This is a genomic window from Biformimicrobium ophioploci (genome assembly GCF_030270605.1).
Classification (GTDB): domain Bacteria; phylum Pseudomonadota; class Gammaproteobacteria; order Pseudomonadales; family Cellvibrionaceae; genus Biformimicrobium; species Biformimicrobium ophioploci.
Genome location: NZ_BSYJ01000004.1, coordinates 238,014 through 255,776, shown reverse-complemented (window position 1 = coordinate 255,776; position 17,763 = coordinate 238,014). Strand labels below are relative to the sequence as shown.

The following is a 17,763-nucleotide window of genomic DNA, read 5'->3' as shown; positions in this document are numbered from 1 at the left end:
AGAGCGGAGTTTATCGGGAATAAATGAGCACCTTGAGCTGTTTTTTAACGCCACCAGAGCGAGCAAGTTAGCTTTTTATTTTGTTCACGATTGCTGTAGTTGAGCAATTATCGAGGAAGTCCAAGGATTGTACGGAGCCACCGTAGCTCTCCACGATTTCCCAGCCCACCACCTGCTCCTTGGTGTAATCGCCACCCTTGACCAACACATCCGGGCGCAGCTTTTCCAGCAGCCGCTCGGGCGTGTCGTCCTCGAAATAGGTGACCCAGTCCACCGCTTCCAGCCCCGCCAGGACCGCCATGCGGCGCTCGACCGGATTGATCGGGCGTCCCGCACCCTTGAGCCTGTGCACCGAAGCGTCCGAATTGATCGCCAACACCAGCCGATCGCCGAGTGCACGCGCCTGCTCCAGGTAACCGACGTGGCCGGCGTGCAGGATGTCGAAACAACCGTTGGTAAAAACAATCTTCTCGCCGTGGCTGCGCGCATCCTCGAGCGCGATCTGCAGCTGTTCTTCGGTCATCACACCGCGGCCGGTGTGGCCCTGCGCCTGCACGGCACGGCGGAGCTCCGGCCCGGAAATGGTCGCCGTACCCAGCTTGCCCACCACGATGCCGGCGGCAATATTGGCCAGTTCGACCGCGCGCGGCAGCGATTCACCGGCGGCAATGGAAGCCGCGAGGGTGGCAATCACGGTGTCGCCAGCGCCGGTTACGTCATAGACTTCGCGCGCCTGCGCCGGCAGGTGCAGCTCCGCCTCACCCGGGCGCAGCAGGGTCATGCCGTGCTCGCCGCGGGTCACCAGCAGCGCTTCCAGCTCCAGCTCGCGCATCAGCGCCTCGCCACGTGTGACGATTTCCTGCTCGCTGTCGCACTCGCCCACTACGGCCTCGAATTCGTGCAGGTTGGGGGTCATCAGGGTGGCGCCGCGGTAGCGGGAGAAATCCGTGCCCTTGGGGTCCACCAGCACCGGCACCCCGGCCTTGCGCGCCAGCGCGATCAGGCTGGCGCAATCACTCAGGGTGCCCTTGGCATAATCCGACAGCACCAGCGCGCCGACATTGCCAATCGCAGCCTTTACCAGCGGCTCTATGGCAGCGCGATCCTCGGCGGAAAACGGCTCCTCGAAATCCAGCCGCAACAGCTGCTGGTGGCGACTCATTACCCGCAGCTTGGTGATGGTGGGCGCCAGAGGTGACTCCGCGAAATCACAGTGGATACCCGCCGCGGTCAGAGTCTGCTTGAGTGCGGTGGCCGCCTCGTCGCGCCCCACCAGGCAAACGGTGGAGGCCCCGGCCCCCAGCGACGCCAGGTTCAGGGCCACATTGCCGGCGCCGCCCGGGCGATCCTCGGCCTGCCCCACCTTGACCACCGGCACCGGCGCTTCCGGGGAAATACGACGGGTGTCGCCGGACCAGTAGCGGTCCAGCATCAGGTCACCGACAACCAGCACCTGGGCGGAATCAAAAACGGGCAGAGTCATTTCAGCTATTTCACCTGGATAAAGTGGGCGCGATATTAGCACAAGGTAGCAGTAGCGCCGATTCCGGGCCGGCGCAGAACGGGCGTTTCTTAACCGGGCGTTTCTTAACAACGGTACGGGCGCCGTTGTACACTCGACCTTTCTGTAACCAACCCGCTGCACACCTTGAACCGACTGAACGCCCCACTATCGATTTTTACCCGTATCGGCCCCGCCTGGTCTGCCGCAACGGCCACCTTTCTGTTGACCTGGCTGGCAATATGGCGCAGCAGTCACCTGAATGACGACGCCACCCTGTACCTGTTTGCGGCGGATGTGTTCGCCGCACAGGGCTGGGACGCGGCGGCGGCGGTCTACCCGAGACCGTTTTTCTCGGCGCTGCTCGGCAGCCTCGCCAGCCTGACCGGCATGTCTGCGCTGGTTACGGCCTTCTGGCTGAACGCGCTGGCATTCGCAGCGACAGCCTTCGCCTTCGTGCGACTGGCGGCGCTGCTGGCGCACGAGATGGCGCCGGCCGAGCAGTCCCGCGCCGCCTGGTTCGCCGCCGTGGCAGTCAGCCTGTTCCCCGGGCTCAGCAGCTATTTCGACTATGTCATCCGCGACCCGCTCTACTGGGCCGCCAGCCTGTGGGGACTCTACGCGGCGCTGTGCTACCTCAGGTCCGCAGACATACGGTATTTCGCACTGGCGCTTGCCGTAACAGGGCTGGCCGTCCTGCTGCGCCCGGAAGCCCTGGTGCTGTTCCCCTGTTACTTTGCCGCCATCCTGCTGCAGCGCGACTGGCCCGCAAGGCGCAAGCTGCTGATTTTTTCTGCAGGTGCGCTGAGCGTTGGCGCCGGACTTGTCGCGCTCGCCTGGCTGGCACCTCGCTACTGGCATGCCATAGTGCAACTCCTGCACCTGGGCGATAGCAACGCGCTGCTGGCAACCCTCGGCGGCAGCTGGAACGAACTGACCGGCAACCTGCGCGAGCATGTCCTCAACCGCTATTCGCTGGACCAGGCGCCGGCCATCGCGGCGGCAGCGGTTTCCATCATATTTATCGGCAATGTCGCGGAAGCCCTGACCCCGGCGGTGCTTCTGGCGGCAGCGGTACTGATCTGGAAGGGCAGGTTCTACTGGCCCCGGTCCAGCCTGTTCAACCTGGTGCTGGCGGCACAAATACTGATACTACTGGCCTTCACCGTGCAGATGCTTTTCCTGCAGTCGCGTTACCTGCAGCTGGCGGCGCTGCTGCTGCTTTTACCTGTGACCATCAGCCTGGCTCGCGCATGGCCCGCGCTGGCGCCGCAGCGCTTTGCCAGACCTGTCGCAATCACCCTGGCGGCGGTGCTGTTTATCGACAGCCATGTGTCTTTCGGGCGCACCAAGGAACACCTGCCTGCAGCGGTCAACTGGGTAGAGGAGAACCTGGCGCAGGAAGGCCGGGTGCTGTTCAACGACGGCCAGCTTGCCTACCTGAGCGGCAAGCTGGAAGATCCCGCGTCCCTGCGCAAGATCCGCAGTGGCAGGCTGCCAAAGGTCGCACAGGTATCCGGGCAATATGAATATGCGGTGATCCGGGTGCACCGCACCATGGCGGACAACCCCGTGCTGGCCAGTTACCGGGAAAAATTCGAGCTGGTCAGGGAGTTCAGGGGCGGTAACCGCGAGCAGGTCCTGGTGTTCCGGATCCCGAAGCCGGGGGCCCCGGTCGCCAGCCTGCAGTAAAAGTAGCGGCGGCCTGCTATGCCAGCGGGCCGTCAAAGTCGTAACCGAACAACTCGATATCGCGCTGATAGATGTTGCCGACGATTTCACGCGACCTGTCCGTGTACAGTGCCCGGTAATCCTCGCGGGCGCTGCGGTTCAGGTGCGGTAGCTCAGCGGCGACGCCCAGCTTGTCCGCAATAACCGTAAAGTCCCCGGTAACATTTTCAACCCGGCCGATAAAATCCATCTCGACAACACCGAACCGGTTCACCAGGAACAGGTACTGCGGCGTCAGCACGGTGCGCAGGCGCGCGTTGTCCGGTGTCAGCCAACCGGTGACAAACTCATCAAACGAACCGAACCTCTGCATGAAGGCGGACCACTCGCGGTCCTGCGGGCTGGACTCCGCCCCACCCTGCCGCAGGTAGGTAAATGTGGAGGCCACCCGATCCCAGGGGTTTCGCACAAACGCGCATTTGAAGTAGCGCTGGAATTTTTCCGGGTCGGCCTGCTGATACCAGCTGGCGGTGGTATGACCCACTGTCTTCACACCATACAACGCCCTGGTCACACTCTTGCCGGCATTCTTGGGCACATGAATGAATATCGACTGGGTGCGATCGAACACGTCCGGGTAGGTCATTTTCCCGACCAGGGTTCGCTCAAACTCCCGCTGCCGATACTCCGGCAGGAAGTCGAGCAACAACCGGCGTTGGAATTTTGGCACGCAGCGCCAGGCCAGGTTACGTAATGTGCTCATCGCTCAAAAATTCTCTGTGGAAATTTTCCGATAATCTTCGGCCCTGCCTTTTCCAGCACCGTCCGCGGGCATGAAGCTAGCCGGGGCTGAATAGTTGCCGGCGCACCTGCTCCAGCCGTACGGCAACCCGGACCGGCAATTGTGTCCAGTTCCTGCTGAAGCGCTCGATATCCTTCTCCAGCGCCTTGCGCGCGCGAACCGGCTGTCCGTGACGCCGCAGTGCATCCAGGTCGATGATCTGCAGCGTCTCGCATTGCCGGTCCCAGAGAAAGTTACTTGCCTTGTTGTCCCCATGGCTGGCGCCGACCCGCGCCAGTGCTTGCCAGAAGTCACACACCGCATCGAGACAGGCGTCATCGATGTCTGGCAGGTATGCCTGCAGCGACTCGCCCTTGCCCAGCTCCGAAATAAAATAGGCGCGTCCGCGCCACTTGCGCTCGATAACCAGCGCGACCGGGGCCGGAGTACCGATGCCCAGGTACTCCAGCAGGTATGCGGCCTCCCAGCTGCGCTCCGCGCGGGAGCGCCCGAAACGGCGTTTGGCGGCAACAGTCGCACTTTTCACATTGTAGCGCTTTACCACAAAATCCCTGCCCGCTACCTCTATCGCGGCAACGGTTGCGCTGTTACCGTCCTTCAGGTTTCTACCGTCTGCGATCAACCGGTCCAGTTCGGCCGGGCTGCACAGCGTCGGCCAGAAATCGTCGCACCATTGTTTCATGCAGCGGATTTCCATATCGCCGCGCTTTTCCACACGCTGGTCGCTGGTAGAGCGGCCGGCGCGCTCCAGCCGGTCTTCCAGGCGCTGGCCCCAGGCTCGCGCAACGGCGAGGCGGAAGCGCGATTCGGAAGGTGCGCGGGCAATTTTCCCCTGCTGCGCCAGCCGCTGCCACGCATCCAGTAGCCACGCGATCACTGCGTCCTGCTCGCGCCAGTCGAACTGTGCAACCAACATCGCCAGGTCTTCCCGCCAGGCGCGCGGGCGCGTGAGCGGGACCTTGCGCACGGATCCCATATCCACCACGTACAGGGTATCGCCGTCGTGCAGGAAGTTGCCCAGGTGCATGTCGGTCTGGCGCCAGCCGCAGTCGTACATGCCGGCCAGGAGTTCCAGCAGGTTACCGATTGCCGCGGGCTTTGCATCCTCAGCCAGCTGGCTCCAGCGCTCGCCAAAAGTACTCACGTCGGGCAGTGCCTCGAGCATAAGGAAGTGCCCGCCGCCCTTGATCGCGCCGGAGGCAAGGATCCTGGGGGTTGGCACCGCGTTGCGGGTCAGCGCCTCGGAATGCATTTTCTCCCGGCGAATATGGATCAGGGCCTTGGCCGAGTGGAAGAACATCTTGAACAGCACCTGGTGCACCCTGCCACCGGTTTCCTGCCAGGTACCGAGTGCGGCAAAACGCTTCTCTGGCAGGAAGCGTGATATGGCCTGCAGTGTCACCACCTGCGGGCGCCCGTTGATGATCACCGTCAGCTGCACGGGAAGCGGCCGCTCCTGCAGCCACTCCCGCAATTCCTCGAGGTCATTTATCTCGGGGATATCATTCGTTGGATAGGGGGCGTTGGTCACTCAAAAATCTCGATTAACTATTTACATGAACCTGTCCAGGCCCACTTTCTATCGCGGAATGCCCGCTGCAATCTTGCGCTTTTCCCGTGCGCGCACGCGCGCCATTTTCACCCACACCTTTTTCCAGCGCGCTGCGTTGGCTCTCAGTTCGACGCTCGGGCGTCGCCCGGAGTAGATCTCGACAAAGCGCATCAGGTCGGCGCGGGTCAGGCCGATATCGCAGGCGGAAAACCACAACCCTGACAGGTCCTTGATGCGCCAGCGCTCTGGCACCCGATGGCGAATCTGCGCGCGGTGCAGGTCGATCAGGTGGATCACTAGCGACTCCTGCTCAAGAGTTTCCGGGCGCAACAGGAAGTGGCAGAGATAAAAGTCGCGGTGGTTCACCCCACCCTCGTGCAGGTCACGTGCGATTTCAGCGACCCGCCGGATCAGCTTGCGCTTGATGGAAAGTGGTGGTGGCAGTGCTTTCCAGTCCGCGCAGAATGTTTCCAGGCTGACCGTAGGCTCCAGCGCTTCGGTCACCAGGAACGACTCTCGCGCCGATGGACTGAGACCGCGCTCCGCGAACGCCACCGGGCGCATGGTATCAATGCCCAGTACTTCCAGCATGCGCAGCGCGCGATATTCAGTGGCAGCGCCCAGGACCGGTTTGCGCAGGCGCAACAGGTCGCCGAGGACCGGCCCCCAGCCCTCGCCGGCATGGAGCTTCGCAAAATAGGCGCAACCATCTATCTCAAACCGGAAGGTGCGCCGCCCCGGCATGCGCCGGTATTCGGTCCCTGGCATCTGCCAGAGGCGTTCGAACGGATCCTGCCCCTCCCACATTACGCGAAAACTTTCAGCCAGGAATGGTTCGTCCAGCATGGAATCAAACATGCTCACCACCGGATATCACTTCAAGTTGCTGCAGCACCGCGTCAGCGAGCCCGCGCAGCTGCGCCTTGCCGGCATAGGTTCGCGCTGCCGCGGACCACTCCCGGCAGCGCTCCGGATTCAGGACCGCCTCGCCCAGGGCCTCACTGAGGGCTACCTGCGACAGAGGAATCACCGCGCCGGCACCGGAGCGCTCGACATGGAATGCATAGCCGCAGGTCTCCGTGGCAATGACCGGGAGTCCGGCTGCGAGCGCCTCCACCAGCACCATGCCCGCAGACTCGCGTTCGGAGGGATGCAGTAGGAGGTCCGCAGCGTGCATCCATCGATGGATATCCTCCTGCACCCCGACAAAATGCATTTGCCGTGGGCTCAGGCCGAGCCGCGCACCGAGCCTGATGTAATGCTGGCGATTACCTTCACCGGCAACCACCAGGTGCAGCCGCTCCTGCTCAGGCTCGGGCATCGCAGCCACTGCCCGCAGGCAGCGCTCGACACCCTTGAGCGCAAAATTGCTGCCGACGTGAAGCAGCATCAGGTCGCCCGGCGCAATACCGAGGCGCCCGCGCAGTTTTTCGGTCTCGTCCGGATCCGGCTCGGCAAAAAACCGACTGCCGATCTCCGGCGGCACCAGGGTAAAGCGCGCATCCGGGGTGGCATAGTAATGCTGGAATTCCGCCTTCTGCTGCTCGGTCAAGTGCAGGATATGGGTGCGCGCAGACGGGGACAGCATCGCCTGCTCGAACCTGAGGAACTGCTTGCGTCGCGGCTGCCACCAACGTGCAGCCGTGCCGCCATGGCTGGCAGCGTAACAGGGATCCGCGGCGAAATACGCATGCGCCCCCGGAACCCGATTGAACGCGCACAGGATTTCGGCTCCGCAGTGCAGCATGGCGTCGGGCACCCAGCGACAGAAGTTCGCATCCTTGCTGCGGTTACTCAGGCCGCCGGCAGGTGCACACAGCAGGCGTGCGCCCTCGATCGGCGCGCCCTCCCAGCTACGGCACAGAATGGAAACCTCGTGGCCGGCATCCACCGCACGTTCCGCAACCTTGCGAAAGTCCCGCTGCAGTCCGCCGTGCGGGAAATACTTGTAGAGCGCCAGTGCGAGCTTCATTGCGCCGCCTCCGCCATGGCCTGTTGCAGGGTCTGCCACACGATCTCCGGGGTCAGGGCCGAAAAACCCTCCCCAAAATCCGAAGCTTCAAGATAGTGCTGGTGCTTGCCATAGGCACCGACAAGGCCCGGAGAAGTTGGCCCGTAAAGGGAAACCGCGGGTGTGCCGAGTGCGGCGGTCAGGTGGCCGAGTCCGGTATCCACCGCAACCACCCCGGCGGCTCCCGCCAGTACGCCGGCTATCTCGGCAAGGTTCATGCGCGGCAGTACGGTTGCACTGTCACAGGTCTGCGCAAGCCGCTGTGCGCGCGCCTGCTCTTCCTCATTGCCCCAGGGCAACAGCAACCGGTATCCGCCGGCGGCAGCACTCTGCATCAGGCCCTGCCAGTAATCTTCCGGATAGTATTTGTCGGCACGCGTGGTGCCGTGCAGGCAGACAATGTAGGGCCTGTATTCGGCGGCCACGGTATTACCGAAACCACTGCGGTCAATACCGCAGTCGATCGGTTTCGACGACGGCGTGTAGCCCAGCGCCGCACCGAACAACTGGCGCAGGCGCGCAACCGCATGCTGGTCTTTCGCGACCGCAAATTTGTGCGTGTAAAAAAGACTCGCCAGGGGTTCGCGAATGCTATGCCGGTCGTAACCGTAACTTGGTGCTTTTACCCGGGAACAGACGAACGCGCTCTTGAGCAGGCCCTGGCCATCAATCACGAGGTCATAGCGCTGCGCATCGAGCTGCTCGCGGAACGCATGCCATTCACCCTGGATACGCATGGCGCGCAGGTTGCGGCGCCAGCGGCGCAGCGCCACGGGGATCACGCGTTCGACCGCGGGATGCCACCCCGGGATTTCCGCGAAGTTCTCCTCCACTACCCAGTCAAACACCAGCTCCGTGATCGCACGGCTGGCTTCGGTGACCGCCGGCAGCGTGTGCACGACGTCACCGAGTGACGAGGTCTTGACGATTAATACGCGCACGAATTTACCGCCTTCATGCCCTGGTCGCCTCGCCCGCATCGGAGCACAGTTCGTCGAGCGCATCGAGCGCGCGCTGCGGAGGAAGTTCTTGCAGGCATTTCATATGTCCGAGCGGACACTCTCTCTGGAAGCAGGGCCCGCATTCTACCTCAATCGACAGGATGCGGACCTTCTCTGCCAACGGCGGCGTGAAATCCGGGGATGTGGAACCGTAGACCACCGCAAGCGGCCGCCCCAGTGCAGCGGCGATGTGCATCAGACCGGAATCATTACTGACCACCGCATCCGCCTGTGCCAGCAGGTCGATGGCATCGGCGAGCTGGGTACGACCCGCGAGGTTCTCACAGTAGCTGCGCGCCTCATCCGACTGACGCTCGATAATATCGGCGCAAACATCGCGGTCCTTGCCGGAGCCAAGCAACCACACCTGCCAGCCCTCGGCTATCTTGCTGGCCGCGACTTCGGCGTAATGCGCCTCCGGCCAGCGCTTGGCCGGCCCGAATTCCGCACCAGGGCAGAGCGCCAGCACCGGCCGCTCGCGGTTCAGGCCGAATTCCTGCGCCAGTGCCTCAAAGCGATCCTGCGCCACCAGCGCCGGGCGCGGCAGCGCCTCCGGCAGGGCCGCTCCCGGCGGCAAGGCCAGCGCGACAAAACGCTGCACCATTAACGGGTAGCGCTGCTTGTTCAACAGGCGGATATCATTGAGCAGGCCATAACGCATTTCCCCGCGCCAGCCGGTACGCAACGGGATTCCGGCGAAAAATGGCACCAGTGCGGATTTCAGGGAGTTGGGCAGCAGGATTGCCTGGTCGTAGTTGTGCTGGCGCAGCCAATGCCCGAGCCGGCGGCGCTTGCCGAGGTCAAGCTTGCCATGCCCCACCGGCATCTCGATGCTGGCGTGGACTTCCGGCATGCGCTCCAGCAATGGCCGGCTCCAGGCAGGCGCCAGCACATCGATCAGGGCCTCCGGGTGCAGCTGCTTCAGCTGGATAAACAGGGACTGCGCCATCACCATATCGCCAACCCAGGACGGGCCGACAATCAGGATGCGGGAGGGGTGCTTCTGCTGGGAACTGGACAAACGGTGGCTCCGCCAAACTGGAACGAAACCACCATTTTAACGTTGGCGCCCCACCGCGGCTACAGCCGGCACCAGTGGACCGGCGCCAAGGAAGGCGCGGGGGGCCGTAAGGCGGGGTCAGGCGCCGACAGCGGCGGCGATGGCCACCTCATCCTCGACCGGCGTGAGCCACTCCAGGTGGTGCTCGCTGCGGCCGCGCACCACATCGAAGTACATGGATTGCAGGCGCGTGGTGATCGGGCCGCGACGCCCCTCGCCAATGGTGCGCCCGTCGAGGGAACGGATCGGCAACACTTCCGCGGCGGTACCGGTGAAGAATGCCTCATCTGCCACATACACCTCATCGCGGGTGATGCGCTTCTCGCGCACCTGGTAGCCACACTCCTCCGCAAGGCGGATCACTGTCTGGCGGGTGATACCGTCCAGGCAGGAAGTCAGCTCCGGTGTGTAGATGACGCCATTGCTCACCACGAACACGTTTTCGCCGGATCCCTCGGCAACATAGCCTTCCGGATCCAGTAGCAGCGCCTCGTCACAGCCGTTGCGAATCGCTTCCTGCAACGCGAGCATGGAATTGATGTACTGGCCATTGGCCTTGGCCTTGGTCATGCTGATGTTGACGTGATGGCGGGTGTACGAGGAGGTGTTGACCTTGATGCCCAGCTCGATGGCTTCCGGTGACATATACGACGGCCATTCCCAGGCGGCAACGATCACATGGGTTTTAAGGGCGTCGGCACGCAGCCCCATGCCCTCTGAACCGTAAAACGCCATCGGACGCAGGTAACCCTCCTTGAGTCCGTTTTCACGCACCACCATGCGCTGCGCTTCATTCAACTCTTCTTCCGAATAAGGCAGCGGCATGTTCATGATCTTGGCGGAGCGTTGCAGGCGCTGGGTGTGCTCCTGCAACCGGAAGATACAGGCGCCATTGTCGCCGGCGTCGTATGCACGCACGCCCTCAAACACACCCATGCCGTAGTGGAGGGTGTGGGTGAGCACATGGACCCGGGCATCGCGCCAGGGCACCAACTCACCATCAAACCAGATTACGCCGTCTCGATCCGCAAAAGACATTTTCCTAACTCCAGGATTCAACCGGCAGGCCCGGTTGCTCAAAATTCATAAACAGTATGGCAGCGCTTTACACCCGCACCTTGCGGGAAATCAATCCCGGGACTCACCGAGATACTGCTGCCAGAGCGCTTGAACGGTCTTTTTTTCCGCTGTGAAGTGGCCATCGTCGACAATCCCCGGCTGTTGTTGCAGCGCCAGGCGATGACCCTGGGATCGGAAGGCTTTGTAGGCGTCGATCAAATCTGCGGCCTGGTGGGCCGGCATCAGGCCTGCCTCCTCGAGGCAGCCCAGTATGCGGATATTGTCTGTATACCGCACAGTGGCCGGTGCTTGGTGCGCGCCGGCCAGAACTGAATATTGAACCAAAAACTCGATATCGACAATACCGCCGCTGCCCTGTTTCAGGTCAAAACCCTTATCTGGCAAGGACTTATCGAGGTGCTCGCGCATTTTATTGCGCATGGAAACCACCTCTTCGCGCAATTCTTTTTCGTCCCGCGGCTGGCAAAGGATATCTGCGCGCAGTGACTCGAACTTTTCACACAACATTTGTGAACCCGCTACTGGACGCGCGCGCACCAGCGCCTGGTGCTCCCAGGTCCAGGCGTCCTTGCGCTGGTAACGCTCAAACGCCTCCAGCGAAGTCACCAGCAGACCGGAGTTGCCCGACGGGCGCAGGCGCGTATCCACTTCATACAGTGGCCCGCTGAAAGTGCGGGTCTGCAGGATATGGATCAGGCGCTGGCCCAGCCGCGTGTAAAAGGTCGCATTGTCCAGTGAATGGTCGCCGCTTGTCTGCGCGTAGGGTTCGGTATCGTGCACAAACACCAGGTCGAGGTCGGAGCCGTGGCCCAGCTCCAGGCCGCCGAGCTTGCCGTAGGCGACGATGCAGAAACGCACATCGTCCTCGCTCGCACCTGCCGGCAGGCCATACTTCTCCACCATCTGTTGCCAGGCTATCTGCAGTGAATACTTGAGGATGGCTTCCGCCAGCCAGGTCAATGCATCCGAGACTTTCATCAGCGGCAACACACCGGAGACTTCCTGTGCCGCCACGCGCAGGTCATACCCGAGCTTGAAGTGGCGCAGCGCCTCCATCTGCGCTTCCAGGTCATCGTCCGGCACCCGCAGCAGGTCACGTCGTAACTCCGCCTCGATCTCCTCCGCATCCGGCGCGCGTAACAGCCGGCGCGCGTCGAGCAGTTCATCGAGCAGTAGCGGGTGACGGGCGAGCTGCGCGGCAATCAACGGGCTGGCGCCGCAAAGGCGCACCAGTTGCTCCAGCACCACAGGATTTTCATTGATCAGGGTGAGGTAGGCGCTGCGCCGCAATATCGCCCGCACCAGCGGCAGGATGCGCTCCAGGGTCACATGCGGTGCCGGCGTGCCCTCCAGCTCGGCCAGTAGCATGGGCATAAACTGGTCGAGCCGGTCGCGTGCCTGGGCCGGCAATGCCCTGGCGGTAGGGCCGTTGCTCAGGTCGTGCAACTGATCCTGCAACTTATCGACATTGTCATAACCGGCCAACTGCAGGACCGCGCACCTTGCGCGCGCAGGCTCTTCCAGGTCCTGGTCCATCTGGGCGAACGAGGCCCAGAAATCGCGCCAGGCGCCGACCCGATCGGGTTGCTGCTGGTCCTCCGGTGCCGCGACCACCGCCTGGAATTCAGCGTGGATCAGCTCGCGCGCCTCAGCCAGGGCCGCCTCCAGCTGCGCCCAATCCAAAAACCCGAGCACAAACGCGAGGCGTGCGCGTGCATCCTCTTCCGCCGGCAGGGTCTGGGTCTGGCGATCGCGAAACGCCTGCAGGGCGTGCTCCACCCGGCGCAGCAGGCGATAGGCATCGGACAGGGCACGGTCCATGCCCTTGCCCAGAAAGCCGCGCTCGACCAGCATCGGCAATACCTTGAGCAGGTTGCGCTCGCGCAACTCCACCTCGGTTCCGCCGCGAATCAGCTGGAAAACCTGCGCAATAAACTCCACTTCGCGAATGCCGCCGCGACCGAGCTTGATGTTGTCTCCCAGGTTGCGCCGTGCCACTTCGCGATTGATCAGCGACTTCATCTCACGCAGTGCTTCGATCACGCTGAAGTCGATATAGCGGCGATAGGTAAACGGACGCAGCAACTCCATCAACTCGGCGACCGCACCGTTATCGCTGTCGTCACCAGCGCTGTCATCAGCACTGTCATCAGCAACCACGCGCGCCTTGACCATGGCGTAGCGCTCCCACTCCCGTCCCTGGGTCTGGTAATAGTCCTCCATCGCGGCAAAGCTTTTTACCAGCGGGCCGCTGTCGCCGTAGGGGCGCAGGCGCATATCCACCCGAAAAACAAAACCATCGGCAGTCACCGCATCGAGGGAGCGAATCAGCCTCTGACCCAGCCGGGTAAAGAAAGCCTGGTTGTCGAGGCCGTCATCACCATCGCAAGCGCCACTTTCCGGGTAGGCAAAGATCAGGTCAATGTCCGAGGAAAGGTTAAGCTCGCCCGCGCCCAGCTTGCCCATGCCCAGCACCAGCAACGGCTGCACCTCGCCGTCGGCATTGCGCGGCACACCATTACGCTCGTGCATGGCGGCACTGTGCCAGGCCAGCGCTTTTTGAATAGTGTGTTCCGCAACCTGCGAGATCAGCGCGCAGCAGGTCTCGATGGTGTGCCGCCCGGACCAGTCGGAATAAATGATCCAGCACAGCGCCCGGTTGCGATACCGGCGCAGCGCCCGGTCAAAGGTCTCGTCACTCTCGGGAATTACAGAAGCAGAAGGGTCGGAAAAGAACTCACAGAAAGACTCGAAACTTTCACAGGCAAGGATCGCGGGCAGCAGGGCGGAGTCCTTGCAGCACTGCTCAACCATAAACTCCGAGCCGACAAAAACGCGCTGCAGGTTGCGCAACTCAATTTCATCGCTCAGATGCGCTTCGACCGCTTCCCGCTGCGTGTCATCGGCAGCGGCGCACCAGCGCTCCCACTGGTGCTGCCACACAGGCTCCAGCGCCTTGGGCAAAGATAGAGAATCGTCCATGAATTCCTGAACCGGATCTAGAAACTGATATCTGGTGGCGGCGCTACCCGCAGCACTTCCTCAACGGTGGTCAGTCCCGCTGCGACTTTCTTGGCGCCGGCGAGGCGCAAACTGTTCATACCCTCGCGCATGCCCTGGTGACGCAACGCCTGCAGGTCGCAGTCTGAGCCGATCAGGGCCTGCACCGATTCCGTGAACGGCAGTATCTCGTATATGCCCTGGCGCCCGTGGTAGCCGGTATTGCGGCATTCGAGGCACCCCTCCGGCCGGTAAACGGTTTCCGGTTTGGGAGCCTTCCATGGGCGCACCAGACTTTGCCAGTCGGTATCATCCATCGCATGGGGCGCCTTGCACGCAGGGCACAGGGTGCGCACCAGGCGCTGCGCCATGACCCCGAGAATGGTGGATTTGATCAGGTACCCAGGCACCCCCAGGTCAAGCAGGCGCGTTACCGCGGTCGGCGCATCGTTGGTGTGCAGCGTGGAAATCACCAGGTGGCCGGTAAGCGCTGCCTGGATCGCCATCTGCGCGGTTTCCAGGTCGCGGATCTCGCCCACCATGATGATGTCCGGGTCCTGTCGCATCAGCGTGCGGATGCCGGCCGCGAAATCCAGGCCGACAGAGTGCTGCACCTGGGTCTGGTTGAAGCTCTCCTCCACCATCTCGATCGGGTCCTCGACGGTGGACACGTTGACTTCCGGCGTCGCCAGCTGCTTGAGCGCGGTGTAGAGCGTGGTGGTCTTGCCCGAACCGGTGGGCCCGGTGACCAGCACGATGCCGTTCGGCCGCGACAGCATCGTATCCCAGCGGTGCAGGTCATCCCCGGCCAGGCCCAGCTCGCGATAACTGCGCAGCAGCACCTCGGGGTCAAAGATCCGCATCACCAGCTTTTCGCCGAACGCGGTGGGCAGGGTCGACAGGCGCAGCTCGACTTCACTGCCGTCCGGGCGCTTGGTCTTGATGCGGCCGTCCTGCGGCTTGCGCTTCTCCGCCACATTCATACGGCCGAGGATTTTCAGGCGGCTGGTAACCGCCGCGTTCACCGCATCCGGCAGTTCCTGGATATGGTGCAGCACACCATCAATACGAAAACGGATGCGACCCATGCCGCGGCGCGGCTCTATATGGATATCCGAGGCGCGCTGGTCGAATGCGTACTGCAGCAGCCAGTCGACGATATTGACGATATGCGCATCGTTCGCTTCCGGGTCCTTGAGGCTGCCGAGCTCAAGCAACTGCTCGAAGTTGCCGGCGGAGGAACTGCCCTTGAGGCCGGTGGCGCCGGAAATCGACTGCGCCAGAGAATAGAACTCCACCGAGTAACGCTGGATATCCGCCGGGTCCGCCAACACACGCTCGATACGACGGCCGCTGGTGTGCGCCAGTTGCTGTACCCAGCCTTCGGCAAACGGCTGCGAAGTGGCGACCAGCAGGCGGTCCTTGCTCGCATCGACGCACAGGATCTGGTGGCGCTTGGCGAACTGGAAGCTCATCACCTCGGTGACGGCAGCTACATTTACCTTGAGGGGGTCTATATGAAACAGGGGTACGCCTGCCGCATCGGCCAGCCAGCGATTCAGCGTCTCCGCATCGAGCACCCCTCCCTGCTGACTCTGCAGTTCACAACTGGCAATATAGGTCAGCGGGTGCATCTGGGCCTGCTCAGGGCTGCGGGGGGTACCCAGCAACCGGTTGGCATCGCGCTGGTCCACCAGCCCGGTGCGCACCAGTTCGTCCAGCAGGCTGCGCAGCTCCAGGACCCGGTCCGCCAATTTATTATCCGCCATGGGGAAACCTGTTTATGGATATAAGAATTGCGGTTGTCATTGCTAACGGTTGTTATTGCTACCGATTGTACCGGCAACCGGCGCCAGCACCAGTGCTACAGTTTGCACTAATGTACCGGGCGTGCGATCAGGTGTAATGAAAATGTCATAAAGATGTCATATAAAGCCCGCGCCGCCGCGGTTTTCGAGGAATGTGGCGCACAGAAGGCTGGAATGGCCAAATTTTAACCAAGACGAAGCACGTAATTCGCAAATTGCGAAGACCACGGAGCAACGAAATGCCCTTATCAAATATCGCCAACCTGTTTGGCCGCTCGCCGATCAAACCGATCGAAGAGCATATGGCGCTGGTCCACAAGGCCTCAGAACAACTGGCAGACTTCTTCGCCGCAGTGATCGACGATGACTGGGACAAGGCCGCAAAGATCCAGCAGAGCATCAGTGCTGCTGAGAGCGCTGCAGACGATGTGAAAAAGAATATCCGCCTGCACCTGCCCAAGAGCCTGTTTATGCCGGTATCACGCAGCGACCTGCTGGAGCTGCTGGCCTATCAGGACGAGATCGCCGATATCGCCGAGGACATTGCGGGGCTGATGCTGGGCCGCAAGATGCAGATCCCCGCGGAAATCCAGGACATGGTGAAGACCTACGTCCAGAGCGCCATCGACACCTCTGCACAGGCGCTCAAGGCCATCAACGAGCTGGACGACCTGATCGAAACCGGTTTCGGCGGACGCGAGATGAAACTGGCCGAAGAGTACACCGAGGTGCTGGGCCAGATGGAAGAGCACGCCGACGACCTGCAGGTCGAGGTACGCGCGGCCATTTTCAAACTTGAGAAGGATCTTAACCCCATCGATGTGATCTTCCTGTATCGCATCGTCGAGTGGATCGGTTACCTGACCGATCGCGCCCACAGCGTTGGCAACCGCCTGCAGTTGCTGCTGGCCCACTGAAGAATAAAGGGGAAAGATCATGGACATACTTTCGACTTATGGCGAGATCCTGCTGGTACTCGCGTGCATCTTCGGCTTCTTCATGGCCTGGGGTGTGGGTGCCAACGACGTCGCCAACGCCATGGGCACCTCTGTCGGCTCCCGTGCACTGACCATCAAGCAGGCGATCATCATCGCCATGATTTTCGAATTCGCCGGCGCCTACCTGGCCGGTGGCGAGGTAACCGCCACCATCCGCAAGGGCATCATCGATTCCGACGTGTTCAGCGATGCACCGGAACTGCTGGTATATGGCATGCTCTCAGCGCTGCTCGCGGCGGGCACCTGGCTGCTGATCGCAAGCCTGCTGGGCTGGCCGGTCTCCACCACCCACTCCATCGTCGGCGCTATTGTCGGCTTCGCCGCAGTGGGCATCTCCCCGGATGCGGTTTCCTGGGGCAAGGTTGGCAGCATCGTGGCGAGCTGGGTGGTATCCCCGGTACTGGCCGGGACCATCTCCTTCCTGTTGTTCCGCTCCGTACAGCGCCTGATCCTCAACACTGATGATCCATTCGGCAACGCCAAACGCTATATCCCCATCTACATGTTCGCCGTTGGCTGGATGATTTCGATGGTGACCCTGACCAAGGGCCTCAAGCATGTATTCAAGGACGCCGGCATCAAGCTGACCTTCCTGCAGGATGCGGGTATTGCGGTGATCGCAGGCCTGGTCGTGATGGGCATTGGTATCCTGCTGCTGCGCCGTGTGGGCCGCGATGACAGGGGTACCGGCGTTGTCGGCGGCCGCTTTGCCAATGTGGAGCGCGTGTTCGCAATCCTGATGATTTTCACCGCCTGTGCCATGGCGTTCGCGCACGGTTCCAACGATGTGGCCAACGCGGTTGGCCCGCTGGCCGCAGTTGTCAGCACCATCCAGTCCGGCGTGGTTGGCGCCAAAGCCGTGATGCCAGGCTGGATCCTGCTGCTTGGTGGTGCCGGTATCGTGGTCGGTCTGGCTACCTACGGATTCAAGGTAATGGCCACCATCGGCCGCAAGATCACCGAACTGACCCCGAGCCGCGGTTTCGCCGCCGAGCTGGGTGCGGCCTCCACCGTGGTACTGGCCTCTGCCACCGGCCTGCCGATCTCCACCACCCACACGCTGGTGGGCGCGGTGCTGGGTGTTGGCCTGGCGCGTGGTATCGGCGCGCTCAACCTGCGCATGATCAGCACCATCTTCGTATCCTGGATCATCACGCTGCCGGCGGGTGCGGGCATCGCGATCCTGTTCTTCTACTTCTTCAAGGGGCTGTTTGGCTAACCGCCCATACAGACCAGATAATACAAACCCGGCATATGCCGGGTTTGTTGTTTTAGGGAT

At 62.2% G+C, this 17,763-nt stretch carries 13 protein-coding genes; 3 read left to right on the top strand and 10 right to left on the bottom strand.

The window, feature by feature from the left end:
- Positions 1 to 67: 67 nt before the first annotated feature.
- Complete coding sequence (hldE, locus tag QSJ80_RS10980; RefSeq protein WP_285764498.1) at positions 68 to 1,483, bottom strand: bifunctional D-glycero-beta-D-manno-heptose-7-phosphate kinase/D-glycero-beta-D-manno-heptose 1-phosphate adenylyltransferase HldE; 1,416 nt, start codon at positions 1,481 to 1,483, stop codon at positions 68 to 70.
- Between the two features lie 165 nt (positions 1,484 to 1,648).
- On the opposite strand from hldE, the gene QSJ80_RS10975 reads away from it, so the two are divergent.
- The gene (locus QSJ80_RS10975) at positions 1,649 to 3,193 is read left to right on the top strand and encodes a hypothetical protein (protein WP_285764497.1); all 1,545 of its coding nucleotides are present in this window, start codon (positions 1,649 to 1,651) and stop codon (positions 3,191 to 3,193) included.
- A 16-nt stretch (positions 3,194 to 3,209) separates the two neighbouring features.
- On the opposite strand, the gene QSJ80_RS10970 is transcribed toward QSJ80_RS10975, so the two are convergent.
- The 9 genes from QSJ80_RS10970 to tfpB all read right to left on the bottom strand — a co-directional run bounded on the left by QSJ80_RS10970 (position 3,210) and on the right by tfpB (position 15,447).
- Positions 3,210 to 3,935: a sulfotransferase family 2 domain-containing protein gene (locus QSJ80_RS10970; protein ID WP_285764496.1), complete on the bottom strand. Its 726-nt coding sequence runs from the start codon at positions 3,933 to 3,935 to the stop codon at positions 3,210 to 3,212.
- A 76-nt stretch (positions 3,936 to 4,011) separates the two neighbouring features.
- Positions 4,012 to 5,505 (bottom strand): lipopolysaccharide kinase InaA family protein, encoded by a 1,494-nt coding sequence (locus QSJ80_RS10965; protein WP_285764495.1) that lies wholly within the window; start codon positions 5,503 to 5,505, stop codon positions 4,012 to 4,014.
- A 48-nt stretch (positions 5,506 to 5,553) separates the two neighbouring features.
- On the bottom strand, positions 5,554 to 6,384 hold the full coding sequence (gene rfaP, locus QSJ80_RS10960; protein ID WP_285764494.1) for a lipopolysaccharide core heptose(I) kinase RfaP: 831 nt from the start codon (positions 6,382 to 6,384) through the stop codon (positions 5,554 to 5,556).
- The gene (locus QSJ80_RS10955) at positions 6,377 to 7,498 is read right to left on the bottom strand and encodes a glycosyltransferase family 4 protein (RefSeq protein ID WP_285764493.1); all 1,122 of its coding nucleotides are present in this window, start codon (positions 7,496 to 7,498) and stop codon (positions 6,377 to 6,379) included. Before QSJ80_RS10955 ends, rfaP begins: the two co-directional genes overlap by 8 nt.
- Entirely contained in the window at positions 7,495 to 8,478 is a 984-nt protein-coding gene (gene waaC / locus QSJ80_RS10950; RefSeq protein ID WP_285764492.1) for a lipopolysaccharide heptosyltransferase I, read from the bottom strand. Before waaC ends, QSJ80_RS10955 begins: the two co-directional genes overlap by 4 nt.
- A gap of 13 nt (positions 8,479 to 8,491) precedes the next feature.
- A complete protein-coding gene (waaF, locus tag QSJ80_RS10945) occupies positions 8,492 to 9,559 on the bottom strand; it encodes a lipopolysaccharide heptosyltransferase II (protein ID WP_285764491.1) in 1,068 nt (355 codons plus the stop codon).
- A 117-nt stretch (positions 9,560 to 9,676) separates the two neighbouring features.
- Positions 9,677 to 10,636: a branched-chain amino acid transaminase gene (locus QSJ80_RS10940; protein ID WP_285764490.1), complete on the bottom strand. Its 960-nt coding sequence runs from the start codon at positions 10,634 to 10,636 to the stop codon at positions 9,677 to 9,679.
- A gap of 90 nt (positions 10,637 to 10,726) precedes the next feature.
- Complete coding sequence (glnE, locus tag QSJ80_RS10935; protein WP_285764489.1) at positions 10,727 to 13,660, bottom strand: bifunctional [glutamate--ammonia ligase]-adenylyl-L-tyrosine phosphorylase/[glutamate--ammonia-ligase] adenylyltransferase; 2,934 nt, start codon at positions 13,658 to 13,660, stop codon at positions 10,727 to 10,729.
- 17 nt (positions 13,661 to 13,677) lie between these two features.
- Positions 13,678 to 15,447: a type IV pilus assembly ATPase TfpB gene (tfpB, locus tag QSJ80_RS10930; RefSeq protein ID WP_285764488.1), complete on the bottom strand. Its 1,770-nt coding sequence runs from the start codon at positions 15,445 to 15,447 to the stop codon at positions 13,678 to 13,680.
- A gap of 278 nt (positions 15,448 to 15,725) precedes the next feature.
- Here tfpB and QSJ80_RS10925 point away from each other — a divergent pair, with 278 nt between their 5' ends.
- Positions 15,726 to 16,403 (top strand): TIGR00153 family protein, encoded by a 678-nt coding sequence (locus QSJ80_RS10925; RefSeq protein WP_285764487.1) that lies wholly within the window; start codon positions 15,726 to 15,728, stop codon positions 16,401 to 16,403.
- A 19-nt stretch (positions 16,404 to 16,422) separates the two neighbouring features.
- Positions 16,423 to 17,703 carry an inorganic phosphate transporter gene (locus QSJ80_RS10920; protein ID WP_285764486.1) on the top strand — a complete coding sequence of 427 codons (1,281 nt, stop codon included), beginning with the start codon at positions 16,423 to 16,425 and terminating at the stop codon, positions 17,701 to 17,703.
- Positions 17,704 to 17,763: the final 60 nt, after the last annotated feature.

Coding starts and splice junctions, on each gene's coding strand:
- hldE (WP_285764498.1), bottom strand. CDS start 1,483: ATGACTCTGCCCGTTTTTGATTCCGCCCAGGTGCTGGTTGTCGGTGAC.
- QSJ80_RS10970 (WP_285764496.1), bottom strand. CDS start 3,935: ATGAGCACATTACGTAACCTGGCCTGGCGCTGCGTGCCAAAATTCCAA.
- rfaP (WP_285764494.1), bottom strand. CDS start 6,384: ATGTTTGATTCCATGCTGGACGAACCATTCCTGGCTGAAAGTTTTCGC.
- QSJ80_RS10955 (WP_285764493.1), bottom strand. CDS start 7,498: ATGAAGCTCGCACTGGCGCTCTACAAGTATTTCCCGCACGGCGGACTG.
- QSJ80_RS10940 (WP_285764490.1), bottom strand. CDS start 10,636: ATGTCTTTTGCGGATCGAGACGGCGTAATCTGGTTTGATGGTGAGTTG.
- glnE (WP_285764489.1), bottom strand. CDS start 13,660: ATGGACGATTCTCTATCTTTGCCCAAGGCGCTGGAGCCTGTGTGGCAG.
- tfpB (WP_285764488.1), bottom strand. CDS start 15,447: ATGGCGGATAATAAATTGGCGGACCGGGTCCTGGAGCTGCGCAGCCTG.
- QSJ80_RS10925 (WP_285764487.1), top strand. CDS start 15,726: ATGCCCTTATCAAATATCGCCAACCTGTTTGGCCGCTCGCCGATCAAA.
- QSJ80_RS10920 (WP_285764486.1), top strand. CDS start 16,423: ATGGACATACTTTCGACTTATGGCGAGATCCTGCTGGTACTCGCGTGC.